Genomic DNA, 24,146 nt, shown 5'->3' on the forward strand with positions numbered 1-24,146 from the left:
CAGCTTCACCCCGCCGCGAGGGGGGAAATCATGCGAGCACTTCTGTCCGGCGGGATCATCAGCCTGATCCTGGCCTATATGCTGAGCCAGTTCTATCGTGCTTTCCTCGCCGTGCTTTCACCGGTCCTGAAAACCGAACTGGGCGCAGGGCCTGATGATCTGGCGATCAGTTCGGGCATGTGGTTCATCACTTTCGCCGCCATGCAGATCCCGATCGGCTGGTCGCTCGACCGGTTCGGACCTCGGCTGACCGTTGCCTCGCTTCTTGCGCTTGGCGGGGCAGGTGGGGCGGCAGTGTTTGCGCTGGCCTCGGCGCCCTGGCATCTGCACCTGTCGCTTGGCCTTCTGGGGATCGGTTGCGCACCGGCCCTGATGGGAAGCTATTATATCTTTGCGAGAACCTATCCGGCAGCAATCTTCGGCACGCTTGCAGGCGCGGTCGTGGGCTTCGGATCGCTCGGCAACATTCTGGGCGCGGCACCTCTTGTCTGGGTGATCGAGGCGATGGGCTGGCGCAGCACGCTTTGGTGGCTCGCGGCGGCGACGCTGGCCGTGGCCTTGGCCATCACGGCACTGGTGCGCGACCCCGAGGAACTGGGCGGCAGTTCCCCACGCGGTTCTCTGGCAGAGATTCTGAAGCTGCGGGCCTTGTGGTTCATCCTGCCGCTCTTCTCGGTCAACTATGCGGCATCTGCGGCGATCCGCGGGCTTTGGGCCGGACCCTATCTCGCGCAGGTTCATGACGCCTCCGAGTTTCTGATCGGTCGCGCAACGCTGGCCATGGGCATCGCAATGGTTCTGGGCAGCTTTCTGGTCGGTCCACTTGCGACGGCGTTGCGTTCGCTCCGCAGCACGGCGCTGATCTTCAATGGCGGCGCTGTCGTCGTCATGGCCGGATTGTGGCTGCTGCCCGCGCAAAGCATCGGGCTATCAGTCGGCCTGCTCGCCCTCGTCGGCCTATCGGGCGCATCCTATACCCTGCTGATGGCGCATGGGCGCGCGTTCCTTCCGCCGCATCTGGTCGGCCGGGGCGTGACCTTTCTCAACATGTTTTCAATCGGCGGGGCCGGGGTTCTTCAGTTCGCATCGCGACCCGTCTATCGGGCGGCCATCAAGGGGCAGGGCGCCGCCGAGGCCTATTCCGACCTGTTCCTGTTCTTTCTCATTCCGCTTACGATAGGGTTCGTTCTTTACTTCCTGACCCCAGAGGCGCCCGATGCCTGAACTGCCCGACGACCGGATCGAGGTCGTTGCCCCCAATCTCAAGCGCCGCCTGTCTGGTGTCACCGCAACCGTCGTGCGCCTGATCCCGATCCAGTCCAGCATGATCGGGATCGTGACGACGGGGCCCGGTCTGCCCGAAACCCTGCCCCATATCACGCTGAGGCGCGCGGCGGGCCTGTCAGGAAAGCGCTGGCGAGTCTGGCACGCGCGCCGCAATACCGAAATGGCCCTTGGCCTGATCCTGCGCCGCCTCTTGCGCCGCCGCTACAAGCTGCTTTTCACATCCGCCGCGCAGCGCGCGCATACCGGCTTCACCCGCTGGTTGATCCGGCAGCAGGACGAGGTGATCGCCACCTCGCCGCAGGCGGCAAGCTATCTCGAGCGCCCCGCCACGGTTATCCTGCACGGGGTCGACCTTGGGATCTTTCACCCTTCGCCCGAGCGCGAGAAAATTCGTGCCCGATTGGGTTTTGCCCCGGACGACATCGTGATTGGCTGTTTCGGACGCGTCCGGGCCCAGAAGGGCGTCGACCTGCTAGTCGAGGCAGCGCTGCGCCTTTTCCCGGCGCGGCCACGGGCACGGTTGATTTTCACTGGCCGGGTCACGGCGGATAACCAGAAATTCACCGATGATCTCAAGGCTCGGATCGCGGCTGCCGGGCTTTCCGATCGCATCTGCTTTCTGGGGGAAGTGCCCTGGGAACGGGTCGTCGAGAATTACCAGGCAATCGACCTGTTTGCCGCACCCGCGCGATGGGAAGGTTTCGGGCTTACACCGCTTGAGGCGATGGCTTGCGGTGTTCCCGTTGTCGCCGCCCGCGTAGGCGCCTTTGAAACCCTCATCCGGGACGGCGAGACAGGCAGCCTGATCCCGCGCGAAGATATCGACGCCCTGACCAACGCACTGGCTCATTGGTTCGACAATGACGAGGCCCGGCAGGCGGCAGGAGCCGCCGCACGCAACCATGTCGAGGCCAATCACGCGATCGAGGGAGAGGCACGAGCAATCGTGGACGTGTATCGAAAGCTGCTTGCATGAACCGGCTGGGTTTTCTGGTCAGGCGCACGATCAGGGACGAAGCCGCGCTGCAACGCCTGTCCGTTCCCCAATCCGAACTCATGGCCGAACTCGCCGGCAAGGATGTCGCCTTGGTTGGAAATGCCCGCGCGCTTGCCGGTTCTCGCCATGGCCAGGCCATCGACGCCGCTGATCTGGTCATTCGGATCAATCGCGCCCCGATGCCTCATCCGGAAAGCCATGGCACGCGCACCGACTGGCTGGGGCTCGCGGTGGCGCTTGGCAGGGAGGAGCGTGCGCGCATTCGCCCGGGCCGCATCCTGTGGATGTCGCACAAGCGCAAGAGGCTGGATTGGCAATCCGCCAACAGCCCTGGCTTCTATCTTCATCCGCTGGCCGATTATGCCGCCCTGAAAACCGATCTGCACGCCCCGCCCACGACGGGCGCCCTGCTCATCGAGCTGATCTCGCGCTCGAAAATGACAAGGCTCCGCCTCTACGGCTTCGATTTCTTCGCTTCGCTCTCGCTCTCCGGAAGTCGCACCGCAGACAAAGTGCCGCACGATTTCGGCAATGAGGCGGAATGGGTGGCAAATTTACATAAAAACGACAAACGCATCATGCACATTCGCTGAACAACGTCAGAAATCTGCTTTCGTTTTCCGCGATCCTGCCCTATATCGCGGCGTCTTTACATGAGGAGACCCCCAGATGGGCTACAAGGTCGTTGTCGCCGGCGCCACGGGGAACGTGGGCCGTGAAATGCTGAACATTCTCGCCGAGCGCGAGTTCCCTGCCGATGAGGTTGTCGCTCTGGCTTCGCGCCGGAGCCTTGGCACCGAGGTCAGCTATGGCGACAAGACCCTGAAGACCAAGGACATCGAGGGGTTCGATTTCACCGGGTATGACATCGCCCTGTTTGCGATCGGCTCGGAGGCGACCAAGCAATACGCCCCCATCGCGGCTTCGCAAGGTTGTGTCGTGATCGATAACTCGTCGCTCTATCGCTATGATCCGGAAATCCCGCTGGTCGTGCCGGAGGTGAACCCGGACGCGGTCGAGGAATACCGCAGCAAGATGATCATCGCGAACCCGAACTGCTCGACCGCACAGATGGTCGTCGCATTGAAGCCACTGCACGACCGGGCGCGGATCAAGCGTGTGGTCGTATCGACCTATCAGTCGGTTTCGGGCGCAGGCAAGGATGGGATGGATGAGCTCTGGAATCAGACCAAGGGCATGTATGTGCCCGGCCAGGAGGTCGAGCCGAAGAAGTTCCAGAAGCAGATCGCCTTCAACGTGATCCCGCAGATCGATGTCTTCCTTGACAGTGGCGACACCAAGGAAGAATGGAAGATGGCAGCCGAGACCAAGAAGATCATGGACCCGTCGATCAAGGTCACGGCGACCTGCGTCCGCGTCCCGGTCTTTGTCGGCCATTCCGAGGCCGTCAACATCGAATTCGAGGACTTCCTTGACGAAGACGAGGCCCGCGACATCCTGCGCGAAGCTCCGGGCGTGCTGGTCATCGACAAGCGCGAGCCTGGCGGCTACTCGACCCCGGTGGAATGTGTGGGCGATTTCGCAACCTTCGTGTCGCGCATCCGTCAGGACGTTACGATCGAAAACGGTCTCAATCTCTGGTGCGTGTCGGACAACCTGCGCAAGGGCGCGGCGCTGAACGCGGTCCAGATCGCCGAGCTGCTTGGAAACCGCTGCCTGAAAAAGGGCTGAACGAGATCGCCATGGTACAGAAGGGGCGCCTCGGGCGCCCCTTTTTCATGGACCTGGGCTGCGGGTAAGTTGCAGCTGCCTCGCGTCAAGCGCCGCTTCCATCCGGTCGATCGCATCCGCAAGCCGTTCGTCGACCAGGTGAAGATATTGCGTCCAATCGTCGACATGGGACAGTTCCTTGTCCCCGTCAGAAATCCCTCGCAATCCGATCAGGGGAATTCCAAAGAACTGGCAAGCGCGCAGCACGGCAAAGGTTTCCATGTCCACCATGTCGGCCGCGATTGAATCGTAGGCAGCGCCACTGACGATGCTTGCGCCAGTCGCGAGGCTCGCGGCCGGCACATCAGGGATCGGCCAACCAAGGGACACACGTTCCGGCAGGTCAAGAAAAGGCGTCCTGCCCTTGGGAAACCCAAGGGCCGATGCGTCCATATCCCGATACTCCACCGTGCTGACCTGATAGACACTTGCCTGTTCCAGATGTCGCGAACCCGCCGAACCCAGTGACACGACGAGTTGCGGGGATCGTCCCGCACTCGCCAACGTAGCAAGAGCCGATGTCAGGACGACAGCGGCCTCAACCGGCCCGACACCGGTCATCAGGGGCGAGATGCGGCGCCTGAGCCGTGGCCCATATTCGGCGTCTACCGCCATCACGAACAGGACGTCATGGCCCGAAACCCGGTCGACAGCCGGCAATGCGTTCATCGAAGTTTCCCTTTTGACGGAGGAGACCCGCAGCGAACACCAATCCCCGACATTGGGCAAGTCGACGTTGAATTCCGGGACTGGATTTCCGCTCGCTTCAGGCCGAGATCGTTCGCGGCCCCTCACCTCGATCTGATCTGGGGGATGAGACGGTTTCCACCGGCAGCCCCCCGCGCTCCTGCGCCTCATAGGCAGACACCGAAAAGCTCAGCATCAGGCGACCGCCGGACAGCATGCGCAGGTCCCATGACAGAAGCCCGCCGTTCGGCCCGGCCATCGCGCCGCCGAGCGCTCCCTCAGGAGCAAGGTTATGCAGCGCGTGGCGCAGGGAGGCCAAGCCAGGGCTTTCCCCGCAGGAAGAAATCCAGTGTTGTACATGTTCCGCCGCGGTGCCCTTACCGATGCCAGCCCAGATTTCCGAATATCTGCGGTTGGACAGAAGCAGATCACCATTCGCAGAAAACACCGCGACCGCCTCGTGCAGCGCGTCAAGGACCTCCCCTCCCAGGGACAGATCAGCGCGGAACTTCCGGGTCAGTGAGATCTCGGAGGTGATGTCCTCGAAAAGGAAGGCCACAGCGCCGTCGGGATGGGGGCGACCCGTGACCCGATAGGTCTGGCCGCCTGGCAGGGACCACATTTCGACGTGATGCCCCGACGCCGCCGCATTTTCCAGCGAGTTCATCTGTTGCCGCCAGCTTCGATAGTCCTTCGGCTCGGGGACCATGCGGGCCTCTCGCAGCCGGTCAAGGAAGGCATAGAGTGTGGGTCTGGCCGTCAGAAAACCGGTTGCCAGCCCGGTCAGGTCGATGAGGGCAGGGTTGAACAGCTGCAGGTTCCGCTCTCGGTCGAATATCGCAAGGCCGATCGGCAGGTCCGCAAAGGTCTTGGTAAGGGTCTGGACGAATTCCCTCAGGCTGCTTTCCGCGCGCACCGCGGCATCCGCCGGCAGAGCGATCACGATCGTCTGGTCGCCCGTGTCGTGGACCTGGCAGTCATACCACCGGTTCTGCTTGTCGTTCTGGATCTGTATCCGCCGTGTCGCAACAGGGTTGCGTCCCCCAGACTGGGGCCGCGCTGAAAGATCGACGATCTGGGGGAGAGGCCAGATGGTTTCTCCGCCGCTCGTCGTATCGACGGCATGCAGATAGGCACCGTTCGCCCATGTGACCTGGCCTTTGCCATCTTGTCGCCAGGCCAGCATCGGCGACTGGTCCATGGTGCTGCGCAGCATCTCGAGTTCCTGTTCCATCGCGGCGAACGCAAGGGAGTCGATCATGATCCCGGCATTTTCGGCTGTAGGGTCCGCAATCGTGAAACGGCGAAGCTCGTTGCCCAAGTCCTCGGCCAGCACGCTCAGCCCCGATCCGGCAGCAGCACCGAGTTCGATCCTCGCCGGCCTGTCCGGGGCCTGCATGGCCTCGATCTCATCGGGCAGGCGCATGGCAAGCCAGGTATTAATCCGCTGCCAATCGTCACCGCCCGGCAGGGCGGCCAGCAAGGAACGCGCAGGCGAAGTGGCGTCGATCAATTGATCTTCGCGGAACAGCAAGACGATCGGTTCAATCTCGGGAATCAGTCGCTTTTGCGCTTCCGCCTCTCTGGGCGCCCAACGGACGATGGCGAATGACAGCCCTGCCGCCATGGCGGCCGCCGAGAATGCAATCAGGAATTCTGTCAGCATTGCCTGCCCCATCGCGACCCTGGATTCGGCCCAAGGTCTGCCAAAGAAGCTAAGAAACTGTTAACGTGCTGCCGTCATCCGGCAATTTCCGGGTTCCGACCCAATGGTTCCCGGTCATTTGCTTCGATGACGTCGCGCGGCCAACTGACCGTCACCTGCGCCCCGCGTTGCCGGTTGCCGAAATGGACCACGGCGCCCGAGCGTTCGAGCAACGTCTTTGCGATGAACAGGCCAAGCCCGAGTCCCTCATAGCCGCGGCCATCCTCGGATCGTGGCCGAGTGGTCAGGAATGGGCTGCCAATCCGGGGCAACAGAGCCAAGGGAAAGCCGGGCCCGTCATCCGCAACCCGTACCCGGATTTCACGCCGGCCCGCGACCGCCTCGATCATCACCTCGTTCTTCGCGAAATCCACGGCGTTCTGGATCAGGTTGCGCAAACCGTGGATCAGCGCTGCATCCCGCAGAATGGTGGGAGAGCCTTGCGTCGTCTCGATCCGGATACGAATGCCACGGTCCCGATGCGGGGCAGCCGCCTCTTCCAGCACTTCTCGCAGCGGTGCAGATCGGATCAACAGGTCATCCCGGCCCGCGCTTCCCATTGATCGGAGGATCTCGCTGCACCGATCCGAGGATTGCCGCAACAACGCCAGATCCTCGGCGAGGTCGTCGCGGTCGGGAAGTGCCGATCTTATCTCATCCTGAAGCTCGGAACTCACGAGCTTGATGGTCGCCAGGGGCGTGCCCATCTCATGTGCGGCTGCCGCGACCACGCCTCCGAGATGTTGAAGCTTCTGTTCGCGTTCTAGTGCCATCCGCGCGGCAAACAATGCGTCCGACGTGGCGGCGATTTCATCCGCCACGGTCCGCGCATAATAGGCGAAGAACAGCGCTCCGATCACGATCGCGCACCATGTCCCGACCAGCAACGGCTGGCTCAGGCTGATCATCGGCGTGTCGGTGAAGCTCAGCGGTCGCGCAAAGAACGCGGCCATGGTCACCATGATCAGGGTCGCAACGCCCAATGCGGTCAATTGTCTTCCCGGAAGCGCGGTTGCAGCTACAGTCACCGGCGCCAGCAACAACAGGGCGAATGGATTTGTCAGCCCCCCGGTCAGCGACAGCAGCGCCGCAATCTGCGCAAGATCGAAACCAAGCTGCCAGGCTGATTCGTTCGGGCCGATGCGACGGGAAGAACGGAACGTAAGCAGCACATTCAACAGAACGGCCAATCCGATCACAAGAAAGATCGGCCCCAACATCAGATGCGCCCCGATCGCCATGGCCACCGCAACCGCGATGGATTGGCCCGCGATTGCCACCCAGCGAAGTTGCGTGAGAGTGCGCAGGCGAATTGGCTCGGGTCCGGGCTGTCCGGGCAGGAAATCAAAGCGGCGGGATATGAAGCCGTTTAACAACTGTTCTCTCCTGACGGATTTTCCTGCGGCTTGATAGGTCTGCAGCGCGCTTCAATCAATCCGGTGCGAACTTCGGCCGGTCGCGGTCGGCCAGTTTGACCCTTCTTGAGAAAAAGCCTAGAAGCAGACCGCAAATTCAGGGATCAACGAACATGGCAGAAAGCCGGAATATCGGACCCGACCCCAGCCTTTTGCTGGTCGATGACGACGAGGTCTTTCTTAACCGCCTCGGTCGCGCGATGGAAAAGCGGGGATTCACCGTGTCCCGCGCATCCTCTGTCGCAGAGGCCCGCAGGATTGTTGAAGAAAATCCGCCAGCTTATGCAGTCGTGGACCTGCGACTCGAGGACGGCAACGGGCTGGATATCGTCGATGCGCTTCGCGACGCGCGCGAGGATGCCCGGATCGTCGTGCTGACGGGTTATGGCGCCATTGCAACCGCCGTCGCGGCCGTCAAAATGGGGGCGACCGATTATCTCTCCAAACCGGCCGATGCCGAAGAAGTGATGCGTGCGTTACTTTCGAGCGACGGTGCGCTTCCTCCTCCGCCGGAAAGCCCGATGTCCGCGGACAGAATTCGATGGGAGCATATTCAACGGGTTTTTGAGCAATGCGACCGTAATGTTAGCGAAACGGCGCGCAGATTGCATATGCATCGGCGGACTCTCCAGCGAATTCTCGCCAAACGCAGCCCGCGGTGATTGCAGATATTGCTGACGTTGCATTTAATTGGACGGACGGATTATTATATGCAAAGTCGAATTCGCAAATCTGAATCTTCCCAGGAAAAAAATATGGAACTGAATCTGGACAACCTTCCGCTCAAGGAACTCCGGGACCTTCGCAACAAAGTGGAAAAGGCGATCGCCACCTTTGAAGAGCGGCGCAAGCGCGAAGCTCTCGTTGCCGCCGAAAACGTTGCGCGTGAGTTCGGCTTCAGCCTTGCGGATCTTGCCGAGGCCAAGACAAGCCGTGGCAAGGTTGCGCCGAAATATGTAAACCCCGAAGATCCCGAAATGACGTGGACCGGCCGCGGTCGCAAGCCGCGTTGGGTCGTGGACGCCCTGGACGCCGGGACCGCTCTCGAAGAGCTGGAAATCTGAGCAAGCTCCGCCTCCGGGCGGAGTTTCTATTTCCCGGCTTGATCAATTTCTTCAATCAGAGCCTGAAATCTATCCATATAGGCTTTGCGGGTTTCCGCAGGAGGACGAAGCCTGATTTCCAGGCCATCAAGAATATCAAGCTCGGGAATCGGGAATAGTCGATCTGCCTCGGCACGAGAAAACCCGGCGATCTGGATCGCCTCCATCCAGGCAGAGATCCGATCTGCACGCTTGATCGCCGCCTTCACCGCCTTCGGCAATTGCGCAGGCAGTCCAAAGCGCCGATGAATGGCGGCTGAAAGCCGCGCATCCATATCCCCATACTCCTGCCCCAGCGCCGCTTTGACCGGGGATATCATGTCGCCGATCACATATTCCGGCGCATCATGCAAAAGAGCAGCCAGGCGCCAGAGCGGATCGGCCTGGGGGTCGGTCCGATGGTGGATTTCTTCGACAAGAAGCGAATGTTCGGCCACCGAATAGGCCCAATCCCCACGGGTCTGGCCATTCCAGCGTGCGACAAAGGCAAGCCCATGTGCGATATCGCTGATTTCGATGTCGAAAGGCGTCGGATCAAGCAGGTCCAGCCTTCGTCCCGAAAGCATCCTTTGCCAGGCTCTCGCCACACCTTTCGCCATCACGCTTCTCCTGCAGTCCGCCTTGGAACCTAGCGACTGCGATGGACTTGCGCCAGCATGCGAAAGGCCCGCCTGTCCGTCGGGAACAGGCGGGCCAATCACCGATTTCAAGCGGTCAGGACAGCGGCTGATCGGCAGGGCGTTCCGCCTGCATCCGACGCGCGATCTCTTGTCGGTAAAGCGCGACGAAATCGACCGGGTCCATGTTGAAGGGAGGGAAGCCGCCGTCCCGCGTCATGTCCGAGATGATCCGGCGGACATAGGGGAACAGCATCCGCGGGCATTCGATCATCAGAAAGGGATGGAGCTGATCCTCGGGCACGCCTTCGACATGGAAGATGCCGCCGTAATCCAGTTCGCACAGGAAGATCGGCGACTTGTCTGCAGAGTTCACCGACTGGACGCGGAACTTGCTGATGACTTCATACTGGTGGTCAGCGGGGCGTTTACGGGCATCAAGACTGACTTGAACGCTGATCTCGGGCTGCACTTCACCCGAGGGCAGGCCCTTCTGGGCAACCGCGTTTTCAAAGGATAGGTCGCGGATATACTGGGTCAGGATCTGCATGCGGACCGTGGGCGTCGCGCCGGCCTGACCGGCAGTGTTGGTTTCTTCGCTCATTGAGGACTCCCTGTATTTCGGGGCGTTCTAGCACCCTGACGGAGCGCGCTCAATGCCGGGTCCATCCGGAATTTCCGGGCCGCCCCCCCGGCCTGCCATCGGTCAGACCTTCGCGCACCGGCGCAGGAGGATCGTCCTGAACCGAATATTCCCCGTCGATAACGCCCTCTCCTGACGGTCCACGCCCACGCCCGAATCCCGAAGGAAAGTCCCCTGCGAAATCGGAATCCGATGTCCGGGCGCGGTTGCCGCGAGCGCCGCCCACAACCCGGACCCGTCGCCCCATCCAGCCCATGACCAGGGTCCGCACGCCGGGTATCAGCAAGAGCACGCCGATCGCGCTGGTGAAAAGGCCCGGGACCATCATCAGCACACCTGCGATCATGATCAGCGCACCATGAGCCATCGGCGCCGTGGGATCACGAAACTCGTTCATCGCACGCTGCACGTCGAGCATCGCCATCGCCCCCTGCCTGCGCATTACCGTCGCGCCCAGCACGGCCGACAGCAGAACAAGCGTGATCGTCGGCAGAATGCCAATGGCCCCACCGACCTGGATGAACAGCGCGATCTCGACGATCGGCAGGATGACGAACGGCACTAGCAGCCACATCTGGGCGCCCCTTTCACTTCTGACTTCTGCGGGCGGCAAACTGGACTTGAACCGCCCCGCACCCTACATAGGTATCAGAAGCCTCATAAGAAAGCTCCCCAAGGTCCGTTGATGTCCAACCCCATGCTGCAACTAATTGTTCTTGCCGCGATCGCGATTTTTCTGATCCTCCGGCTGCGGGGAGTCCTGGGCACGCGCGATGGCTTCGAACAGCCTCGTGTCCCTGAGGAAACCGTCACGCCACGCCGGTTCGATGTCATCGACGGCACCGCGGATGCATCCGACAACGATATTCTCGACCATGCCGAGCCCGGCAGCCCCAACGCCAAGGCTCTGATCGCGATGAAGAAGATCGAGCCTTCCTTTGAGGTGGGTCCGTTCCTTTCCGGAGCAAAATCCGCATATGAGATGATCCTCATGGCCTTTGAACGCGGCGATCTGTCCAATGTGCGTGACTTTCTTGCTCCGCCAGTCGCCGAAGCCTTCGAAAGCGTCATCGCAGATCGCGAAACTCGCGGCCTGACGACCGAGGCGCAATTCCTTGGCACGCGTGAGACCGCCCTGGCTTCGGCCGAATTCAATCCCGCGACCCGACAGGCCGAGGTTTCGGTCCGCTTCGTGGGCGAGATGATCATCGCCACGCGCGATGCTTCCGGGAATGTGGTTGACGGCGACCCGAAAGCTTCGCGCAAGCAGCGGGACGTCTGGACGTTCGCGCGTCAGATGGGGTCGGACGACCCGAACTGGCAGCTCGTCGCCACCGCTTAAATGGCGCGGCGCAGGGGCCTGTCGGCCGACGAAGAGGCCCTCTGGTCGCGTGTCGCCAAAACCGCGGTGCCGATGCACCCGGCCAAGAAGCAAAGGCCAGAGCCGCTGGAGCCTCAGCGGCCGGCCGTTACCCCCAAATCACGTTCCGTCGAACCTGAGGCGATGCCGCTTCAGGATTTTCGCATCGGGTCAAAGCCGCTGAAGAAGGCCACGACCCGCATCGACCTTTCGCCCCATCCGGGACAGGCGCTGCGGGAACAGCCGGTGCGGATGGATCACAAGACCCATCGCCGCATGAACCAGGGCAAGCTTGCACCGGAAGCCCGGATCGACCTCCACGGCATGACCCTGAGCGTGGCGCAGCCTCAATTGATGCGCTTCATCCTGAATGCACATGCCGACGGGCGCAGGCTCGTGCTTGTCATCACCGGAAAGGGGCGCGAGGGAGGGGCTGACGCCCCGCTTCCAGTCCGACCCGGCGCGTTGCGTCACAATGTCCCCCTGTGGCTTCGCATGGCTCCGTTGCACCAGCTAGTCCTTCAGGTCAGGCCCGCCCATCGACGCCACGGCGGGGAAGGTGCCTATTACGTCTATCTTCGACGCTGAAGAAAAAGGCGGCCCTGCGGCCGCCTTCCGGACTAGGCGCTGTAATTTGCCTTTGGTCCCGCAAACCACCAGATGATCAGTCCCAAAAGCGGCAATACCGCGACGAGTACGATCCAGAGGATCTTGGTCGATGTCTGCTCGTTCGTGTTGATGATCGATGCGATCGCCCAGACATCCAAGGCAAAGATGATCGCGCTGATGAGGTAGCCCATGAAGATCTCCCGGGTTGCTGCTGCGAATTCAACGACAGCAGCGCGCCGGGGTTCCCTTCATCCCGGCTCAGAGCACGTAGCGCGACAGATCGGTCGAACGCGACAGGTCACCCAGATGCTTTTCAACAAAGGCATCATCGACGGTGACCATCTCACCCGATCGATCAGGCGCGCTGAAGGACAGTTCCTCGAACACACGCTCGATCACGGTGTAGAGGCGGCGGGCGCCGATGTTTTCCACCGATCCGTTCACCTCGGCGGCAATCCGTGCAAGCGAGCGGATGCCCGTCTCGGTAAACTCGACCTTGACGCCTTCGGTCGCCATGAGCGCGGTGTACTGGCGCGTCAACGCGTTGTCGGTCTCGGTCAGGATGCGGATGAAGTCATCCTCGGTCAGGGCGCGAAGTTCGACCCGGATCGGCAATCGCCCCTGAAGCTCGGGCAGCAGGTCCGATGGCTTGGCGATATGGAAGGCGCCGCTTGCGATGAACAGGATGTGGTCGGTCTTGACCGGGCCATACTTGGTGGAAACGGTCGTGCCCTCGATCAGCGGCAGCAGGTCGCGCTGCACACCCTCGCGCGAGACATCCCCGCCACGAGCATCGGTGCGTGTCGCGACCTTGTCGATCTCGTCGATGAAAACGATGCCGTTTTCCTGCACGCTTTCCAGCGCTGCGGCCTTGACCGTATCGTCGTCGAGAAGCTTGTCGGCCTCTTCCGAAATCAAGAGATCATAGCTTTCCGCGACAGTCACCTTGCGGCGCACGCGACGGCCGCCAAAAGCCTTCATCAGTCCCGACAGGTCCATCATGCCGCCCATGGCACCGGGCGGCTGGCCGGGAATTTCCATCATGCCCAGCGGATTGGAATGATCCTGCAACTCAAGCTCGATGACGGTGTCATCCAATTCGCCACGCTTCAGCTTGTCGCGGAACATGTCGCGGGTCTGCTCGCGCGCATTCTCTCCGGCCAGCGCCGAGACGACGCGCTCTTCGGCAGACTTGTGGGCCCGCGCCTTCACCTCATCGCGCATCCGTTCGCGCGTCTCGATGATCGCGGCATCAGTAAGGTCGCGAATGATCTGCTCGACATCACGGCCGACATAGCCGACCTCGGTGAATTTCGTGGCCTCGACCTTCAGGAAGGGCGCGCGCGCCAGCTTCGCCAGCCGGCGGCTGATCTCGGTCTTGCCAACGCCCGTCGGGCCGATCATCAGGATGTTCTTCGGATAGACCTCATCGCGCAGATCATCACCCAACTGACGACGGCGCCAGCGATTGCGCAGCGCGACAGCAACCGCACGCTTGGCCTCTTTCTGCCCGATGATGAAGCGATCCAGCTCGGACACGATCTCGCGCGGCGTCAAATCACTCATGTTAGACCTTTCTTCTTGTGAGGCACGGGAGCAAAGGCCCGGTCGCGTGCCCATCATGTTGGGGTAAACCCCAGTCTCAGCCCAGGACCTCGACGGTCAGGTTGCCGTTCGTGTAGACGCAGATATCGGCGGCGATGGCCATGGCCTTGCGGGCAACGCCTTCGGCATCAAGATCGCTTTCCATGAGGCCGCGCGCCGCCGCCAGCGCGTAATTGCCGCCCGATCCGATGGCGGCCACGTCATGTTCGGGCTCAAGCACGTCACCCGCGCCCGTCACCACGAAAATGTCCTTGCCGTCGGTTACGATCAGCATCGCTTCGAGGTTGCGCAAATACTTGTCCATCCGCCAATCCTTCGCCAGGTCGACGCAGGCTCGCGCAAGCTGGCCCGGCGCGGATTCAAGCTTCTTCTCCAGCCGTTCGAGCAGGGTAAAGGCATCGGCGGTCGAGCCCGCGAAGCCAACGACCACATCATGCCCGCCCGGCGTCAGGCGGCGAACCTTGCGGGCCGTGCCCTTCATCACGGTCTGGCCAACACTGACCTGACCGTCCCCGGCGACGACAACCTTTCCGGCGCGCCGCACCGCGAGAATCGTGGTGCCGTGCCAGCCAGGAAATTTTTCATCGGACATGCGTATTCTCCGCTTTGGTCTGCGGCTCAGATATGGGGCGCAGAAGGCTTTCGCAACCCGGCGCCGAAAGGTAGCCTGCGCGAATGAGCAACCCACAGGTACTTCGGATCTATCTGGAAGGCCCGATGTTGAAGACCGCCCGCGACGGCAGCTTCAACTTCGCCAACGTATTGAAATCTGCGGTAGAAGCCGCCGGCTGGCGCGTCGAATGGCACCTGACCGGGACGCAGGCGCGGGCACGGGCCCCCGAATTGGACGGATACGCGCTTTATCACGCCGAGGCCCCGACCCATGATCGGGCGCTCACGTTCCGACGGGCCTATCATTACCCGTTCTGGAATATCGAGCAGTTCCAACAGCGCTGGCGCTTCGAGGTGGCGCGCAGCACATTCGACCCCGCGCTCATTGATCCCGACAAGGCGCGGCATTTCGTCGACAAGCTGAGATCGCGGGTCCTGCCCGGGCCCTCTCCAAGCCGTGGCGAAGCAATTCTCGTTCCCCTGCAGGATCGAATTCGGCTGTGCCGCAGCTTTCAAACCATGAGCCCGATCGAGATGCTGGACGCGGTCGCGGCGACAGGGCGGCCGGTCGTGGCAACGCTGCATCCCAAACTGCAATACGACATGGAGGACACGGCCGCTTTGCAGTCTCTCGTGGACCGGCACCGCAATCTCAACTTTTCGACGGGCAGTGCGGCGCTTTTGCGCGACTGCGCCTTCGTGGCGACCCAAAACAGCGCAGTCGCCTTTGACGGGTTCATGCTCGGCAAACCGGCCGTCCTGTTCGGGCAGATCGACTTTCATCATATCAGCCTGAACGTTGCCGAGCTGGGCGTCGAAACCGCCCTTGCGATGGCTGATAGCCATGCGCCCGATTACGACCGGTATCTCTACTGGTTTCTTGCGGAAAAATCCATCAACGCGACGCAAAACGACGCGGGCGAACAGATGCTTTCCGCAATGCGAAGGGGCGGCTGGCCGATCTGACTGCCGCCACCTTCTGCCGGATCAGATGGAATCGTCGATCCACGCTTTCAGCGCGGCCTTGGGCGCGGCGCCGATCTTGTTCGAAACGACTTCGCCGTCCTTGAACAGGAACAGCGCCGGAATTCCGCGCACACCCAGGGCAGCCGGGCTTTCCGGGTTTTCGTCCACGTTAACCTTCACGATCTTGACCTTGCCGTCGTATTCGGCGGCGAGCTCTTCCAGGGCCGGGCCGATCTGGCGGCAGGGGCCGCACCATTCCGCCCAGAAATCGACCACGACCGGGGTCGCGGACTGGCGGACTTCGCTGTCGAATTCGGCGTCGGATACGGCTTGGGTGGCCATGAATTTCTCCTGCTATGCGCCGGCCCCGGGCCGGCTGGGCGTGTTCGACTAGAGCTAGGGAGCGGACCCGACCGGGTCAAGGGCCGCCAGCACGCTGTCAAGCAGCGCATCGGGAAGCAGCATGAGGCTACGCGTTGCAGTCCAGAGCACGGCTGCCTCGACAGGAGTATACGGCCAGAGCTGGCGCAAGGCCGCGCGATAGGCTGCCATCTGCCTCAGGATACCCAATGGCGTGGCCTCGGGCTGGGCAGGCACGTCGCGGTTGGACTTGTAGTCGACGGCAAGGATGCGATCGGGCGTAACGACAAGACGATCGATCTTGCCGAAAAGCATCCCGATACCGGGCAGGGGGGCCGAAAGCGCCAGTTCCTGAAAGACTTCGGCGCCTTGCGGCAAGGCGAAGACGCTCGCCAGATCCGGCGCCGCCATGATCTGGCGAGCCTCGTCAAGAAGCCAGGCCAGATCATCCGGTCCGGGCAGGCCGCCTTCGCCATCCGACAGCACGTCGCGGGCGATATCGCCCCACTCGGCAGGATTTCGGCCCGGCAGGTGCTCGAGCAGAAGATGCAGCCTTGTCCCGGCAAGCATCGCGGAGGCGGCATCCCCGTCCCCGGTTGCCGCCAGGATCTTGGCGCCGCCAAGTGAAGTGGCGCCTATGGGCCTCCGCTTTTCGGGCATAGGCGGTGGGGTCGCGCGCAGCCATGTCGGCTCATCGATCTTCGCCTTTGCGAATTTCAATGTCTCGGGGGCAGTGCCAGGCCATTCGCCAAAGCTCAGGCGGCGGACCTCTCCTCCCCATGGCGCAGGAAGTCGGGTCTCGGCCAGCTCGGTGCGACCGAAGGCCGCCTCGACAAGACTGTGCCAGCTGTCCTCACCCGCGCCAGTCTCGCCCGCAGCGGCAAGGATCAGCCAGCTTTCGGCCCGTGTCAGGCCAACATAAAGCAGCCGCTTGCGTTCCTGCAGCTGACGTTCGGTCTGTTCGGCGGCGAGTTCTTCGATCTCGGTGGGTCTCTCTCCCTTTCTGCCTCGCCAAAGCTGCGTGCCATCGGGCAGCTTCAGAACCTGTCCCTCGCGCGGGGGGCGGCGCTTGGCGCTGTCGGGCATGATGACGACCGGGCTTTCGAGCCCCTTCGAGCCATGAACCGTCATGACGCGGATCAGCCCCTCGCCATGCTCGCCTGCCGAACCCGGCTGGCGCTTGACCTCGACATCGTCGCCGGTCAGCCAGACAAGAAATCCGGTCAGCGATGGCGTTTCGCTGCTTTCATAGCTCAGCGCCTGCGACAGAAGCTCGTCTATCCCGTCCTCTGCCTCGGGTCCAAGGCGGGCAACCATCCTCTCGCGCGCGCCATGGCGGATCAGCAGGCGCGAAATCAGGTCATAGGGGCGCATGAAGCCGGTCTGGCCCATAAGGTCAGACAACAGTTCGACTGCGGCCCGATGCCCGGATTCGCGCAGCCTGCGCCAGAGGTATTCATTTTTCTTGCGGCCTGCGGCAAGCCGGTAAAGCTCTTCCTCGCTCAGCCCGAAAATGGGCGAACGCAGGGCCGCGGCCAGTGACAGGTCGTCCTCGGGCGTGGCGAGGACCGAGAGGACGGCGCGGATGTCGCGCACGGCCATCTCTCCGGCAAGCTTGAGCCGGTCCGCGCCCGCCACGGGAAGGTTCGCGGCCTTGAGCGCCGCGATGATCTCGGCAAAAAGCTCCGAGCGGCGCTGGACAAGGATCAGGATATCGCCTGCCCGCACCCGCCGCACCTTGCCTTCCTTGGCGTCGAAGATCGGCGTGCCCAGCATGTCGCGGATCGCTCGGGCGATGGCGCGGGCAAGCTGGGTCGTCTCGGAGTTCTCGGCAGGCTTGTCGACCGGATCGGTCCAGTCTCCGGGTTCGGGCTTTTCGGGCTTCGGTATCGACGGCCAGAGGTCGACCCGACCAGGCATGTCAGTGCGGAACGCCCGATGCCTGGGCGGGACGCCCAGCCCCCGCGCCGCCTCGCCGGCGAAGACCTGATCGACCAGCGAAAGGACCGCGGTCGAAGACCGGAAGGAATGCAGCAGCTCAAGCACCTGCATCGGGTTGCCGACCGTCGAGAAGGCTTCGGCAAAGCCGCTCCGCCTTGCCTCGAAGACGGCGATATCGGCGCCCTGGAAAGAATAGATCGACTGCTTGGGATCGCCGACCACGAAAAGGCTTCGCGAACCCGGATCTCGTGCGCCCTCGCCCGAGGTGAACTCGTCTGTCAGCCTCTCGATCACCTGCCATTGGGCAGGACTGGTGTCCTGCGCCTCGTCGACAAGGATATGGTCGATGCCGCCATCCAGTCGGAACAGCACCCATTGCGCCATGCTGTTTTCCGAAAGCAGCCGAGCTGTGCGGTCGATCAGATCGTCGAAATCAAGAAAACCCAGCGCCGCCTTCTGCGTCTCGTAGCGCCGAAGGAAGGCATGGCCGAAGCGGTGCAGCGCAAGGCTGCGCTCGGCCATGGCCAAGGCGAGCCGCTGCGGGCGGGCTTCTTGAACGCGCTCCATCAGGAAATGCAGATCGTCGATCAATTCGGCGCAGGGGCCCTGCCGCAATGCCTTGGTCGGGAAGCCGTCGATCTTGGCGCTAAATGGTTCCTTGGCGCCCGAGCCCGTCAGGAGCACCGATTCCAGCAAGAGAAGTTCGGCCAGGCCCGGCTGGGACCAGTTTCCGGGCTGCAGCTTGGCGGCGGCCTTCTGGTCATTTGTGCCACCCTTCAGCAGCAAGGGGATCAGCCCTGCGATGACCTTCGTGCCATCTGAAAAGCAGCGCGACAGAAGGAGATCAAGATCGTCGCCCGGCCCCAGCCCGCAGGCCTCCCAGAGCAGGTCCCGGTCTGCGGGGGCATCGAACCCCCGCAGACCGGCGAGGAAGGCGTCGAGGTTTTCGCCGGAATGAAGCAGCAGGAGATCAGCGAGCTCGGCTGCGTTCTCGCGGGCCATGTCCTCGATAATTTCCGAGCGGATCAGGGCGGCGCTGCGATCATCAAGTTCGGTAAAGCCATGCGGCACGCCCGCCTCGATCGGAAAGCGGCGCAGCACCCCCGCGCAGAAGCTGTGGATCGTCTGGACCTTGAGCCCGCCCGGTGCCTCGATCGCGCGGGCAAAAAGGCGGCGCGCGGCGGGGAGGTCGGGTTCGCGATCCTCGCCCAGCCGGGCGAGTTCATCGCGCAGCCGGTCCTCGGGCAGCATGGCCCATTTGCCCAGGCGCTGCAGAAGACGGTTCTGCATCTCGGTCGCGGCAGCCTTCGTATAGGTCAGGCAGAGGATTTTTTCGGGAGCGGTCCCCGCAAGCAGCAGGCGTGCCACGCGATCGGTCAGCACCCGTGTCTTGCCCGATCCGGCATTGGCAGTCAGCCAGGTCGAGCGGAACGGATCGGCGGCCCGTACCTGCGCCAGCGTCGCTTCGTCGAACTTCATCTCAGACATCGCCGAACCTTTCGGGCTGCGCCGTCTGGGTCACGTCCCATTCGCCATGCCGCGAGAGGTGGTCGTAATCGCTTGCATGGTCACTGCGCTCCATCGCCAGTCGGGCAGTAAAGCCCCGCTCACCGCGCAGGTAGAGCCCGATCAGGTCGACAAAACCCGTCCAGGTTTCCTGGGCGTAACCGGGGCCGAACTCGCGCCTTTCGGTCTTTCCCTCGCCGCCAAGCTGGATATAGCTGATGCCCTCGACATCGGCGCGGCCGAGCCCCTTGAACGCGCCCTGCTCGACCATCGCGGCCTCGAGCGGCAATTGCTTGTCGAAATGCCGGATCTGCGCATCGGTCGGTGGCTTGCCGGACTTGTAATCGTAGACATGCACGCGCCCATCTTGCAGCAGGTCCAGCCGGTCCGGCTTGGCAATCAGACGAAAATCGACGCCGGGAATCCCAAGTTCGGCATATTCCTCGACCACGGTCGGGCGCCCCTGGGAAAGCCGCTTTGCCTCGTCCGCCATGAGGCGGTTGGCGATCCCGGCAATCCGCGCACGCCAGAAAAGCCTTGCCGACGGCCAGGGCACGTTTTCCTGAAGCGCCTGGTCGGTGATCGCCAGAAGCCGCGTCGCCATCTGCTCGGGGGCTTCCGGAAACTCGGGCAGGCTGCGCAGGAAACGGTCCATGATGTCGTGAAGCACGGTCCCACGTTCCGCCGCATCTGCCTCGGGACGCAGGGGATCAAGTGCCCTGAGCCCCAGAACGCGACGGGCATAGATCGCATAGGGGTCGCGGATCAGCGTCCGCACCTCGGTCACGGACATCTGACGAAGCGCGGGCGCGGGTGGAATCGGCGCCGGGCGGGAAACAGGCGCGAGGCGGTGCCTTGGCTCGGCCTGCAGGGCAACCAGCCCGAGCCATCTTTTGCCGCGCTCGCGCATCTGCGCCAGCGCTTCGGGCCCGCCTTGATCGGGCAGGCCACTCAACAGGTTCAGCAGCCGGTTCAGCCAGCGTGAAGGGATGGTTTCGGCGTCGGCGTCGCGGCGGGCACGGGTAATGATGACCTCGGCTGCACCGACGGCCTGCTGGAAGTCATGTGCCGCAAGGCCCACGCGCCTTTCGGGCAGGGTCAGCCCGGCGGAAAGGCGCATCGGACGCGACAGCCAGGGATCGGGCGGCAGGGATTGCGGCCAGCCCCCCTCGTTCAGCCCCGAGAGGATCACGAGACCGGCAGCTTCGCCCACGGCCTCGGTCCGGGCCTCACGCGGGCCGCGAAAGCGCACGAGCGAATGCGACGCGACGTCCTGACGCACCGCCTGTCCCTGCAATTCGTCATAGAGCAGATCGCGGAATTCGCCGGGGCGAAGATCATGCCCCTGCTCGGCATGCGATGCGAGATGGTCGAGCACGTTGCGCGCAAGCCCGCCGGCTGCCTTGCCCCAGAGTTCCGAGGCATCGGCATTTCCTTCGGGTCCGGCAGCCAGATCCTCTGCCAGCTTGCGCAGATCGCTCAGCCGATCGGCCATCGGGCGCGGCGCACGGTCATCCGCCAGGGGAACGATCCGGTCGAGCATCGCGGCCAGCCAAAGCGCCCACGGCTTGCGGCGCTCATCTCCCTTTTCGGCCCAGTCGCGCAGAGCCACCCCATCCGGGAAGGCCGGCCCTTTGGCACGCAGTTGAAGTTCAAGATCTCGGGTGTGACGCAGGTGCTCGCGCCGGAATTCCGCGCCCAGCCCGGTCGCCATGACCGGGTGCTTGAGCAACGTCAGCAGCCCGTCGATCATCATCTCTGCGCCGAAGAGATCCGCGACATGGCGCAGGAACAGACCTGGCGCTGTCAGGGGCAGGGGCTGGCCTGCGGAATCGTCCGGAATGATGCCCCAACGATCGAGCGCCGATTGCACACGGCGGGTCAGCATCCGGTCGGCGGCGATCAGGGTGACGGGCTGGTTGCGTTCTACGGCCTCGCGAATGATAAGTGCGACGGCCTCCGCCTCTTCGCCGGGTTGTTCGGCCTCGATCAGCGTCAGATGCTCGGTCGCGGGCATCAGCGGGCCAAGCCGCGGTCCTTCCTCGATCCACTGGTCGGTGACTGGCGCGGGACGCAGCGCGAGCGAGATCAGCCGGTTGCGCGCAGGATCCGGGGCGGCATCCGCGATCCAGTCCCCGGGCATCCCGAATTCGGCAACAAAGGGCGCATAGCGGGCCTGAGGGTGATCTTCGCCCCGCGCATCAAGGCCCTCCCAGACATTGCGGGGCATGTCGGGATCGAAGCCGGGCAGAACCACCGCGCCCATCGGCAACCTGGCAACGGCGCGCATGAAATCCCGCGTCGCGCCATGCGACCCGGTCGAGCCCGCGACCACCACCGGCCCTTCGGGCAGGTTCATGCCCTTGGCCCAATCGGTGGCCAGCTCCTCGGCCGCCACGCGCTGACGGGATTCGCGGTCCTGCGGCGGGTCGGACAGGTAATAGGCGGCTGCGATCTTCAGAAACGCCAGCGAACGCCCCCAATGCTGCGCATGATCGCCCGCGTCGATCCGGTCCAGCGCGTCCGGGCCAAGCCCTTCAAGCTGCATTTCGGCCATCAACCCGGCCAGCGACGCCGCGAGCTCCGGCACGGATTGGCCCTGCGCAAGATCGGGCTGCGCTTTTAGCGCCGCGTGGATCAACCTGCCCAGCTCGAGCCTGCGCGCCAGCGGAGCCGTGGCCGAGCCGCCCCCGATATCCGCCAGCAGGCGCAGCCGGGGCAGGATCACCGGCCCGCGCCAGATCAGCGCGTCCCGCAAGGCCATCAGCGATTGGCCGGAATTCGCAAAGACCGTCACCCGCGCCATGTCCTGCGCCGGTCGGCCCCGCATTCGCGCAATCAGCCCTTCGGCGAAGGCACCCGCGAAATCCGCTCCGCAGGGCAGCGCGAAGACGCCGTTGCACCACTCAGCCATCAAGCAAGGCCTCGGCCAGCGGAATGCAGTCGGGACGACCGACATCGCACCACTCGCCGTCATGGATGAGCCCATAAGCACTGCCACCGGCGATCAGAAGATCCCATAGCCGGTTCAACGAAAATGCGTCCTCGGCGATCTCGGCCAGCCGGTCGGGCCGGATTATCTGCGCACCGCCATAGACAAGATCGCCCTTGCGGATAAGTCGGGCGTGGGGATCAAGGCTGAAATCCCCGCTGCCCCGACGGCCATGGGTCTGCGCCAGGGGAACAAGCATCAGAAGCGCATCCATGCGATCATCCCAGGCGTCAATCAGCGCGGCGATAGGATTCGTGCCGGTCCAGACGACATCGGGATTCATTGTGATGACTGGGCCTGCACCCAGCAAAGGCAGCGCCTTGCGCAGCCCGCCCCCGGTTTCCAGCAGCAGGTCGGATTCATCCGAGATGGCGATGCCTCGCCCTGCAACATGGTCGCGGATCTGGTGGCCAAGATGGTGGGTATTGATGACGATGGGCCCGACTCCCGCCGTCTCGCCTTGGTGCAAGGCGCGATCCAGCAGGGTCTGGCCCCCGACCCGGATCAGCGGCTTCGGCGTTACGTCGGTCAGCGGCGCCATGCGGGTGCCCTTGCCGGCGGCAAAGATCATCAGCGGCAGCGTCATGCGCGGGCGATCCTTTCGATTATTTGTGGCGTTGGCGCGGGAATGCCCGCCAGCGCCTCGGCCAGAGGCGCGAGGGCCGGATGCGCAATGTCGCGCTGGATCGCGGCCCAGACGCGCGGCATGAAGGCAAGGTAGCGCGGCTTGCCGTCTCGCTGCGCAAGCCGGGTGAAGATCCCCATGATCCGCAATCCCCGTTGCGCGCCCAAAAGCGCATAGGCTGCGCGGAACCGTTCAGGGCTCACACCGGTCGCCGCGATATATCGGGCGATCTGCGCTTCCTCGATGTCGACGGCAACGTCGCGTCGGGCATCCTGCAGCCCCGATACAAGGTCATAGGCCGGATGCACCGCCACAGCATCCTGGAAATCCAGGATGCCCATGCTGTCATCGCCCTGCCAGACCAGGTTCTCGGCATGGAAATCACGCAGGCCAAGCACAGGGGCAGCATCTGCCGCAATTTCCCCGTGAAGTCGCTCGATCACATCGGCAACCTCATCGGCCTTGCCGGGCGCACCGACGGCCGGGGCGTAATGTTCGGCGAACAATCCCACCTGACGGGCAAGTTCGGCTCCGTCCAGCCGCAGCACGAAATCCGGCGGCGCGTGGCGATGCAGTTCGACCAGCAGGTCGGTCATGCGGTCATAGATGCGCGAGCCAAGCTGCGGCTCGGTTTCGAGCACGCGCGCCACAAGATCATCCCCCAGATCCTCGAGCAGCAGCAGACCTTCGGCCTGGTCGGCCGCCAAGATCTCGGGGGCGTGGAATCCGCGGGCGCGCAACCACTGCGTCATCGCAACGTAATCGCCCGCAGGCCCCGGCGCCGCATCCATCAGGACCGCGCTGCGATCGTCGTCGATCAGCCGGAAATAGCGCCGCGACGAGGCGTCGCCGGCCAACGGGATCAGACGTGCCTCGGACCAACCGGCGCGGTGGATCAGCCGTGCTATCGCGGGAAGCCGCGCGATCGCGCCCCAGCGCGCTTCGGAACCGGCCAGGGTGACATCTCTCAATTCGGGGAAATCCGCGATCGGCTCCAACCCCATGATCAAGGGATCGGGCAGGGGACCGCCGTGATCGGGCCACTCGATCAGCACCACCGCCTCGCGCATGGCCTCGTCGAGCCCCAGTTCGATCAGCTCGTCCGGATGGGTCAGGCGGTACAGGTCCGCATGCCAGATCTCGGTTCCCATCGGGTCCTCGTAGGTCTGGACCAGAGTGAAGGTCGGACTGGGCACATCTTCGGCCATGTCGCCCTGCCGCGCCCGGATGAAGGCCCGTGCGAAATGGGTCTTGCCCGCGCCCACGGGGCCTTCCATGGCGACGACGTCTCCGGGTTTCAGGACAGCCGCCATGACCCGCGCCAGGCAGGCGGTCAGGTCGGCATCGGCGTGAGCAAGCGTTGCAAGCAGGGTCATGGCAAAAAC

The 24,146-nt window shown here is 63.4% G+C and carries 23 protein-coding genes; 9 read left to right on the forward strand and 14 right to left on the reverse strand.

Features of this window, described 5'->3' with window-relative positions:
- The first annotated feature begins 30 nt into the window (after positions 1 to 30).
- The 4 genes from RGQ15_RS04085 (at position 31) to RGQ15_RS04100 (ending at position 3,976) form a co-directional block, all read left to right on the forward strand.
- Positions 31 to 1,224 (forward strand): MFS transporter, encoded by a 1,194-nt coding sequence (locus RGQ15_RS04085; protein ID WP_311158951.1) that lies wholly within the window; start codon positions 31 to 33, stop codon positions 1,222 to 1,224.
- The gene (locus tag RGQ15_RS04090; RefSeq protein ID WP_311158953.1) at positions 1,217 to 2,263 is read left to right on the forward strand and encodes a glycosyltransferase family 4 protein; all 1,047 of its coding nucleotides are present in this window, start codon (positions 1,217 to 1,219) and stop codon (positions 2,261 to 2,263) included. Before RGQ15_RS04085 ends, RGQ15_RS04090 begins: the two co-directional genes overlap by 8 nt.
- Entirely contained in the window at positions 2,260 to 2,877 is a 618-nt protein-coding gene (locus RGQ15_RS04095; RefSeq protein WP_311158954.1) for a glycosyltransferase family 29 protein, read from the forward strand. Before RGQ15_RS04090 ends, RGQ15_RS04095 begins: the two co-directional genes overlap by 4 nt.
- A gap of 76 nt (positions 2,878 to 2,953) precedes the next feature.
- Positions 2,954 to 3,976: an aspartate-semialdehyde dehydrogenase gene (locus RGQ15_RS04100; RefSeq protein ID WP_311158955.1), complete on the forward strand. Its 1,023-nt coding sequence runs from the start codon at positions 2,954 to 2,956 to the stop codon at positions 3,974 to 3,976.
- A 45-nt stretch (positions 3,977 to 4,021) separates the two neighbouring features.
- Here the strand turns inward: RGQ15_RS04100 and RGQ15_RS04105 are convergent, their stop codons facing one another.
- From RGQ15_RS04105 to RGQ15_RS04115, 3 genes are all read right to left on the reverse strand, one after another.
- The gene (locus RGQ15_RS04105) at positions 4,022 to 4,684 is read right to left on the reverse strand and encodes a 5'-methylthioadenosine/S-adenosylhomocysteine nucleosidase (protein ID WP_311158956.1); all 663 of its coding nucleotides are present in this window, start codon (positions 4,682 to 4,684) and stop codon (positions 4,022 to 4,024) included.
- 97 nt (positions 4,685 to 4,781) lie between these two features.
- A complete protein-coding gene (locus RGQ15_RS04110) occupies positions 4,782 to 6,368 on the reverse strand; it encodes a PAS-domain containing protein (RefSeq protein WP_311158957.1) in 1,587 nt (528 codons plus the stop codon).
- Positions 6,369 to 6,442: 74 nt separating this feature from the next.
- Entirely contained in the window at positions 6,443 to 7,768 is a 1,326-nt protein-coding gene (locus RGQ15_RS04115) for an ActS/PrrB/RegB family redox-sensitive histidine kinase (RefSeq protein WP_409201330.1), read from the reverse strand.
- 167 nt (positions 7,769 to 7,935) lie between these two features.
- Here RGQ15_RS04115 and RGQ15_RS04120 point away from each other — a divergent pair, with 167 nt between their 5' ends.
- Together RGQ15_RS04120 and RGQ15_RS04125 are read left to right on the forward strand one after the other, a co-directional pair.
- Complete coding sequence (locus RGQ15_RS04120) at positions 7,936 to 8,484, forward strand: ActR/PrrA/RegA family redox response regulator transcription factor (RefSeq protein ID WP_311158959.1); 549 nt, start codon at positions 7,936 to 7,938, stop codon at positions 8,482 to 8,484.
- A gap of 93 nt (positions 8,485 to 8,577) precedes the next feature.
- Positions 8,578 to 8,886: an H-NS histone family protein gene (locus RGQ15_RS04125; protein ID WP_311158960.1), complete on the forward strand. Its 309-nt coding sequence runs from the start codon at positions 8,578 to 8,580 to the stop codon at positions 8,884 to 8,886.
- Positions 8,887 to 8,912: 26 nt separating this feature from the next.
- Here RGQ15_RS04125 and RGQ15_RS04130 read toward each other — a convergent pair whose 3' ends face one another.
- The 3 genes from RGQ15_RS04130 to RGQ15_RS04140 form a co-directional block, all read right to left on the reverse strand.
- Positions 8,913 to 9,524 (reverse strand): HD family hydrolase, encoded by a 612-nt coding sequence (locus RGQ15_RS04130; RefSeq protein WP_311158961.1) that lies wholly within the window; start codon positions 9,522 to 9,524, stop codon positions 8,913 to 8,915.
- A gap of 115 nt (positions 9,525 to 9,639) precedes the next feature.
- Positions 9,640 to 10,146 (reverse strand): protein-export chaperone SecB, encoded by a 507-nt coding sequence (gene secB, locus RGQ15_RS04135; RefSeq protein ID WP_311158962.1) that lies wholly within the window; start codon positions 10,144 to 10,146, stop codon positions 9,640 to 9,642.
- A 49-nt stretch (positions 10,147 to 10,195) separates the two neighbouring features.
- On the reverse strand, positions 10,196 to 10,759 hold the full coding sequence (locus RGQ15_RS04140; protein ID WP_311158963.1) for an FxsA family protein: 564 nt from the start codon (positions 10,757 to 10,759) through the stop codon (positions 10,196 to 10,198).
- A gap of 111 nt (positions 10,760 to 10,870) precedes the next feature.
- On the opposite strand from RGQ15_RS04140, the gene RGQ15_RS04145 reads away from it, so the two are divergent.
- Together RGQ15_RS04145 and RGQ15_RS04150 are read left to right on the forward strand one after the other, a co-directional pair.
- Positions 10,871 to 11,527: a Tim44/TimA family putative adaptor protein gene (locus RGQ15_RS04145; protein ID WP_311158964.1), complete on the forward strand. Its 657-nt coding sequence runs from the start codon at positions 10,871 to 10,873 to the stop codon at positions 11,525 to 11,527.
- The gene (locus RGQ15_RS04150) at positions 11,528 to 12,133 is read left to right on the forward strand and encodes a Smr/MutS family protein (protein ID WP_311158965.1); all 606 of its coding nucleotides are present in this window, start codon (positions 11,528 to 11,530) and stop codon (positions 12,131 to 12,133) included.
- Between the two features lie 32 nt (positions 12,134 to 12,165).
- On the opposite strand, the gene RGQ15_RS04155 is transcribed toward RGQ15_RS04150, so the two are convergent.
- The 3 genes from RGQ15_RS04155 to hslV form a co-directional block, all read right to left on the reverse strand.
- Complete coding sequence (locus RGQ15_RS04155; RefSeq protein WP_311158966.1) at positions 12,166 to 12,345, reverse strand: PLD nuclease N-terminal domain-containing protein; 180 nt, start codon at positions 12,343 to 12,345, stop codon at positions 12,166 to 12,168.
- Positions 12,346 to 12,412: 67 nt separating this feature from the next.
- Positions 12,413 to 13,720 carry an ATP-dependent protease ATPase subunit HslU gene (gene hslU, locus RGQ15_RS04160; protein WP_311158967.1) on the reverse strand — a complete coding sequence of 436 codons (1,308 nt, stop codon included), beginning with the start codon at positions 13,718 to 13,720 and terminating at the stop codon, positions 12,413 to 12,415.
- 76 nt (positions 13,721 to 13,796) lie between these two features.
- Complete coding sequence (gene hslV, locus RGQ15_RS04165) at positions 13,797 to 14,351, reverse strand: ATP-dependent protease subunit HslV (RefSeq protein ID WP_311158968.1); 555 nt, start codon at positions 14,349 to 14,351, stop codon at positions 13,797 to 13,799.
- Positions 14,352 to 14,434: 83 nt separating this feature from the next.
- On the opposite strand from hslV, the gene RGQ15_RS04170 reads away from it, so the two are divergent.
- Positions 14,435 to 15,337 (forward strand): hypothetical protein, encoded by a 903-nt coding sequence (locus RGQ15_RS04170; RefSeq protein WP_311158969.1) that lies wholly within the window; start codon positions 14,435 to 14,437, stop codon positions 15,335 to 15,337.
- A gap of 21 nt (positions 15,338 to 15,358) precedes the next feature.
- Here RGQ15_RS04170 and trxA read toward each other — a convergent pair whose 3' ends face one another.
- From trxA to tsaE, 5 genes are read right to left on the reverse strand one after another with little or no spacing between them, the layout of a single operon-like run.
- On the reverse strand, positions 15,359 to 15,679 hold the full coding sequence (gene trxA / locus RGQ15_RS04175; RefSeq protein ID WP_311158970.1) for a thioredoxin: 321 nt from the start codon (positions 15,677 to 15,679) through the stop codon (positions 15,359 to 15,361).
- 54 nt (positions 15,680 to 15,733) lie between these two features.
- Complete coding sequence (gene addA, locus RGQ15_RS04180) at positions 15,734 to 19,126, reverse strand: double-strand break repair helicase AddA (protein ID WP_311158971.1); 3,393 nt, start codon at positions 19,124 to 19,126, stop codon at positions 15,734 to 15,736.
- The gene (gene addB, locus RGQ15_RS04185) at positions 19,119 to 22,058 is read right to left on the reverse strand and encodes a double-strand break repair protein AddB (RefSeq protein ID WP_311158972.1); all 2,940 of its coding nucleotides are present in this window, start codon (positions 22,056 to 22,058) and stop codon (positions 19,119 to 19,121) included. The genes addA and addB overlap by 8 nt, the downstream gene beginning before the upstream one ends.
- Entirely contained in the window at positions 22,051 to 22,722 is a 672-nt protein-coding gene (locus tag RGQ15_RS04190; protein ID WP_311158973.1) for a nucleotidyltransferase family protein, read from the reverse strand. Before RGQ15_RS04190 ends, addB begins: the two co-directional genes overlap by 8 nt.
- Entirely contained in the window at positions 22,719 to 24,137 is a 1,419-nt protein-coding gene (gene tsaE, locus RGQ15_RS04195; RefSeq protein ID WP_311158974.1) for a tRNA (adenosine(37)-N6)-threonylcarbamoyltransferase complex ATPase subunit type 1 TsaE, read from the reverse strand. The genes RGQ15_RS04190 and tsaE overlap by 4 nt, the downstream gene beginning before the upstream one ends.
- Positions 24,138 to 24,146: the final 9 nt, after the last annotated feature.

This window comes from Paracoccus sp. MBLB3053 (genome assembly GCF_031822435.1).
Taxonomy (GTDB): Bacteria; Pseudomonadota; Alphaproteobacteria; order Rhodobacterales; family Rhodobacteraceae; genus Paracoccus; species Paracoccus aurantius.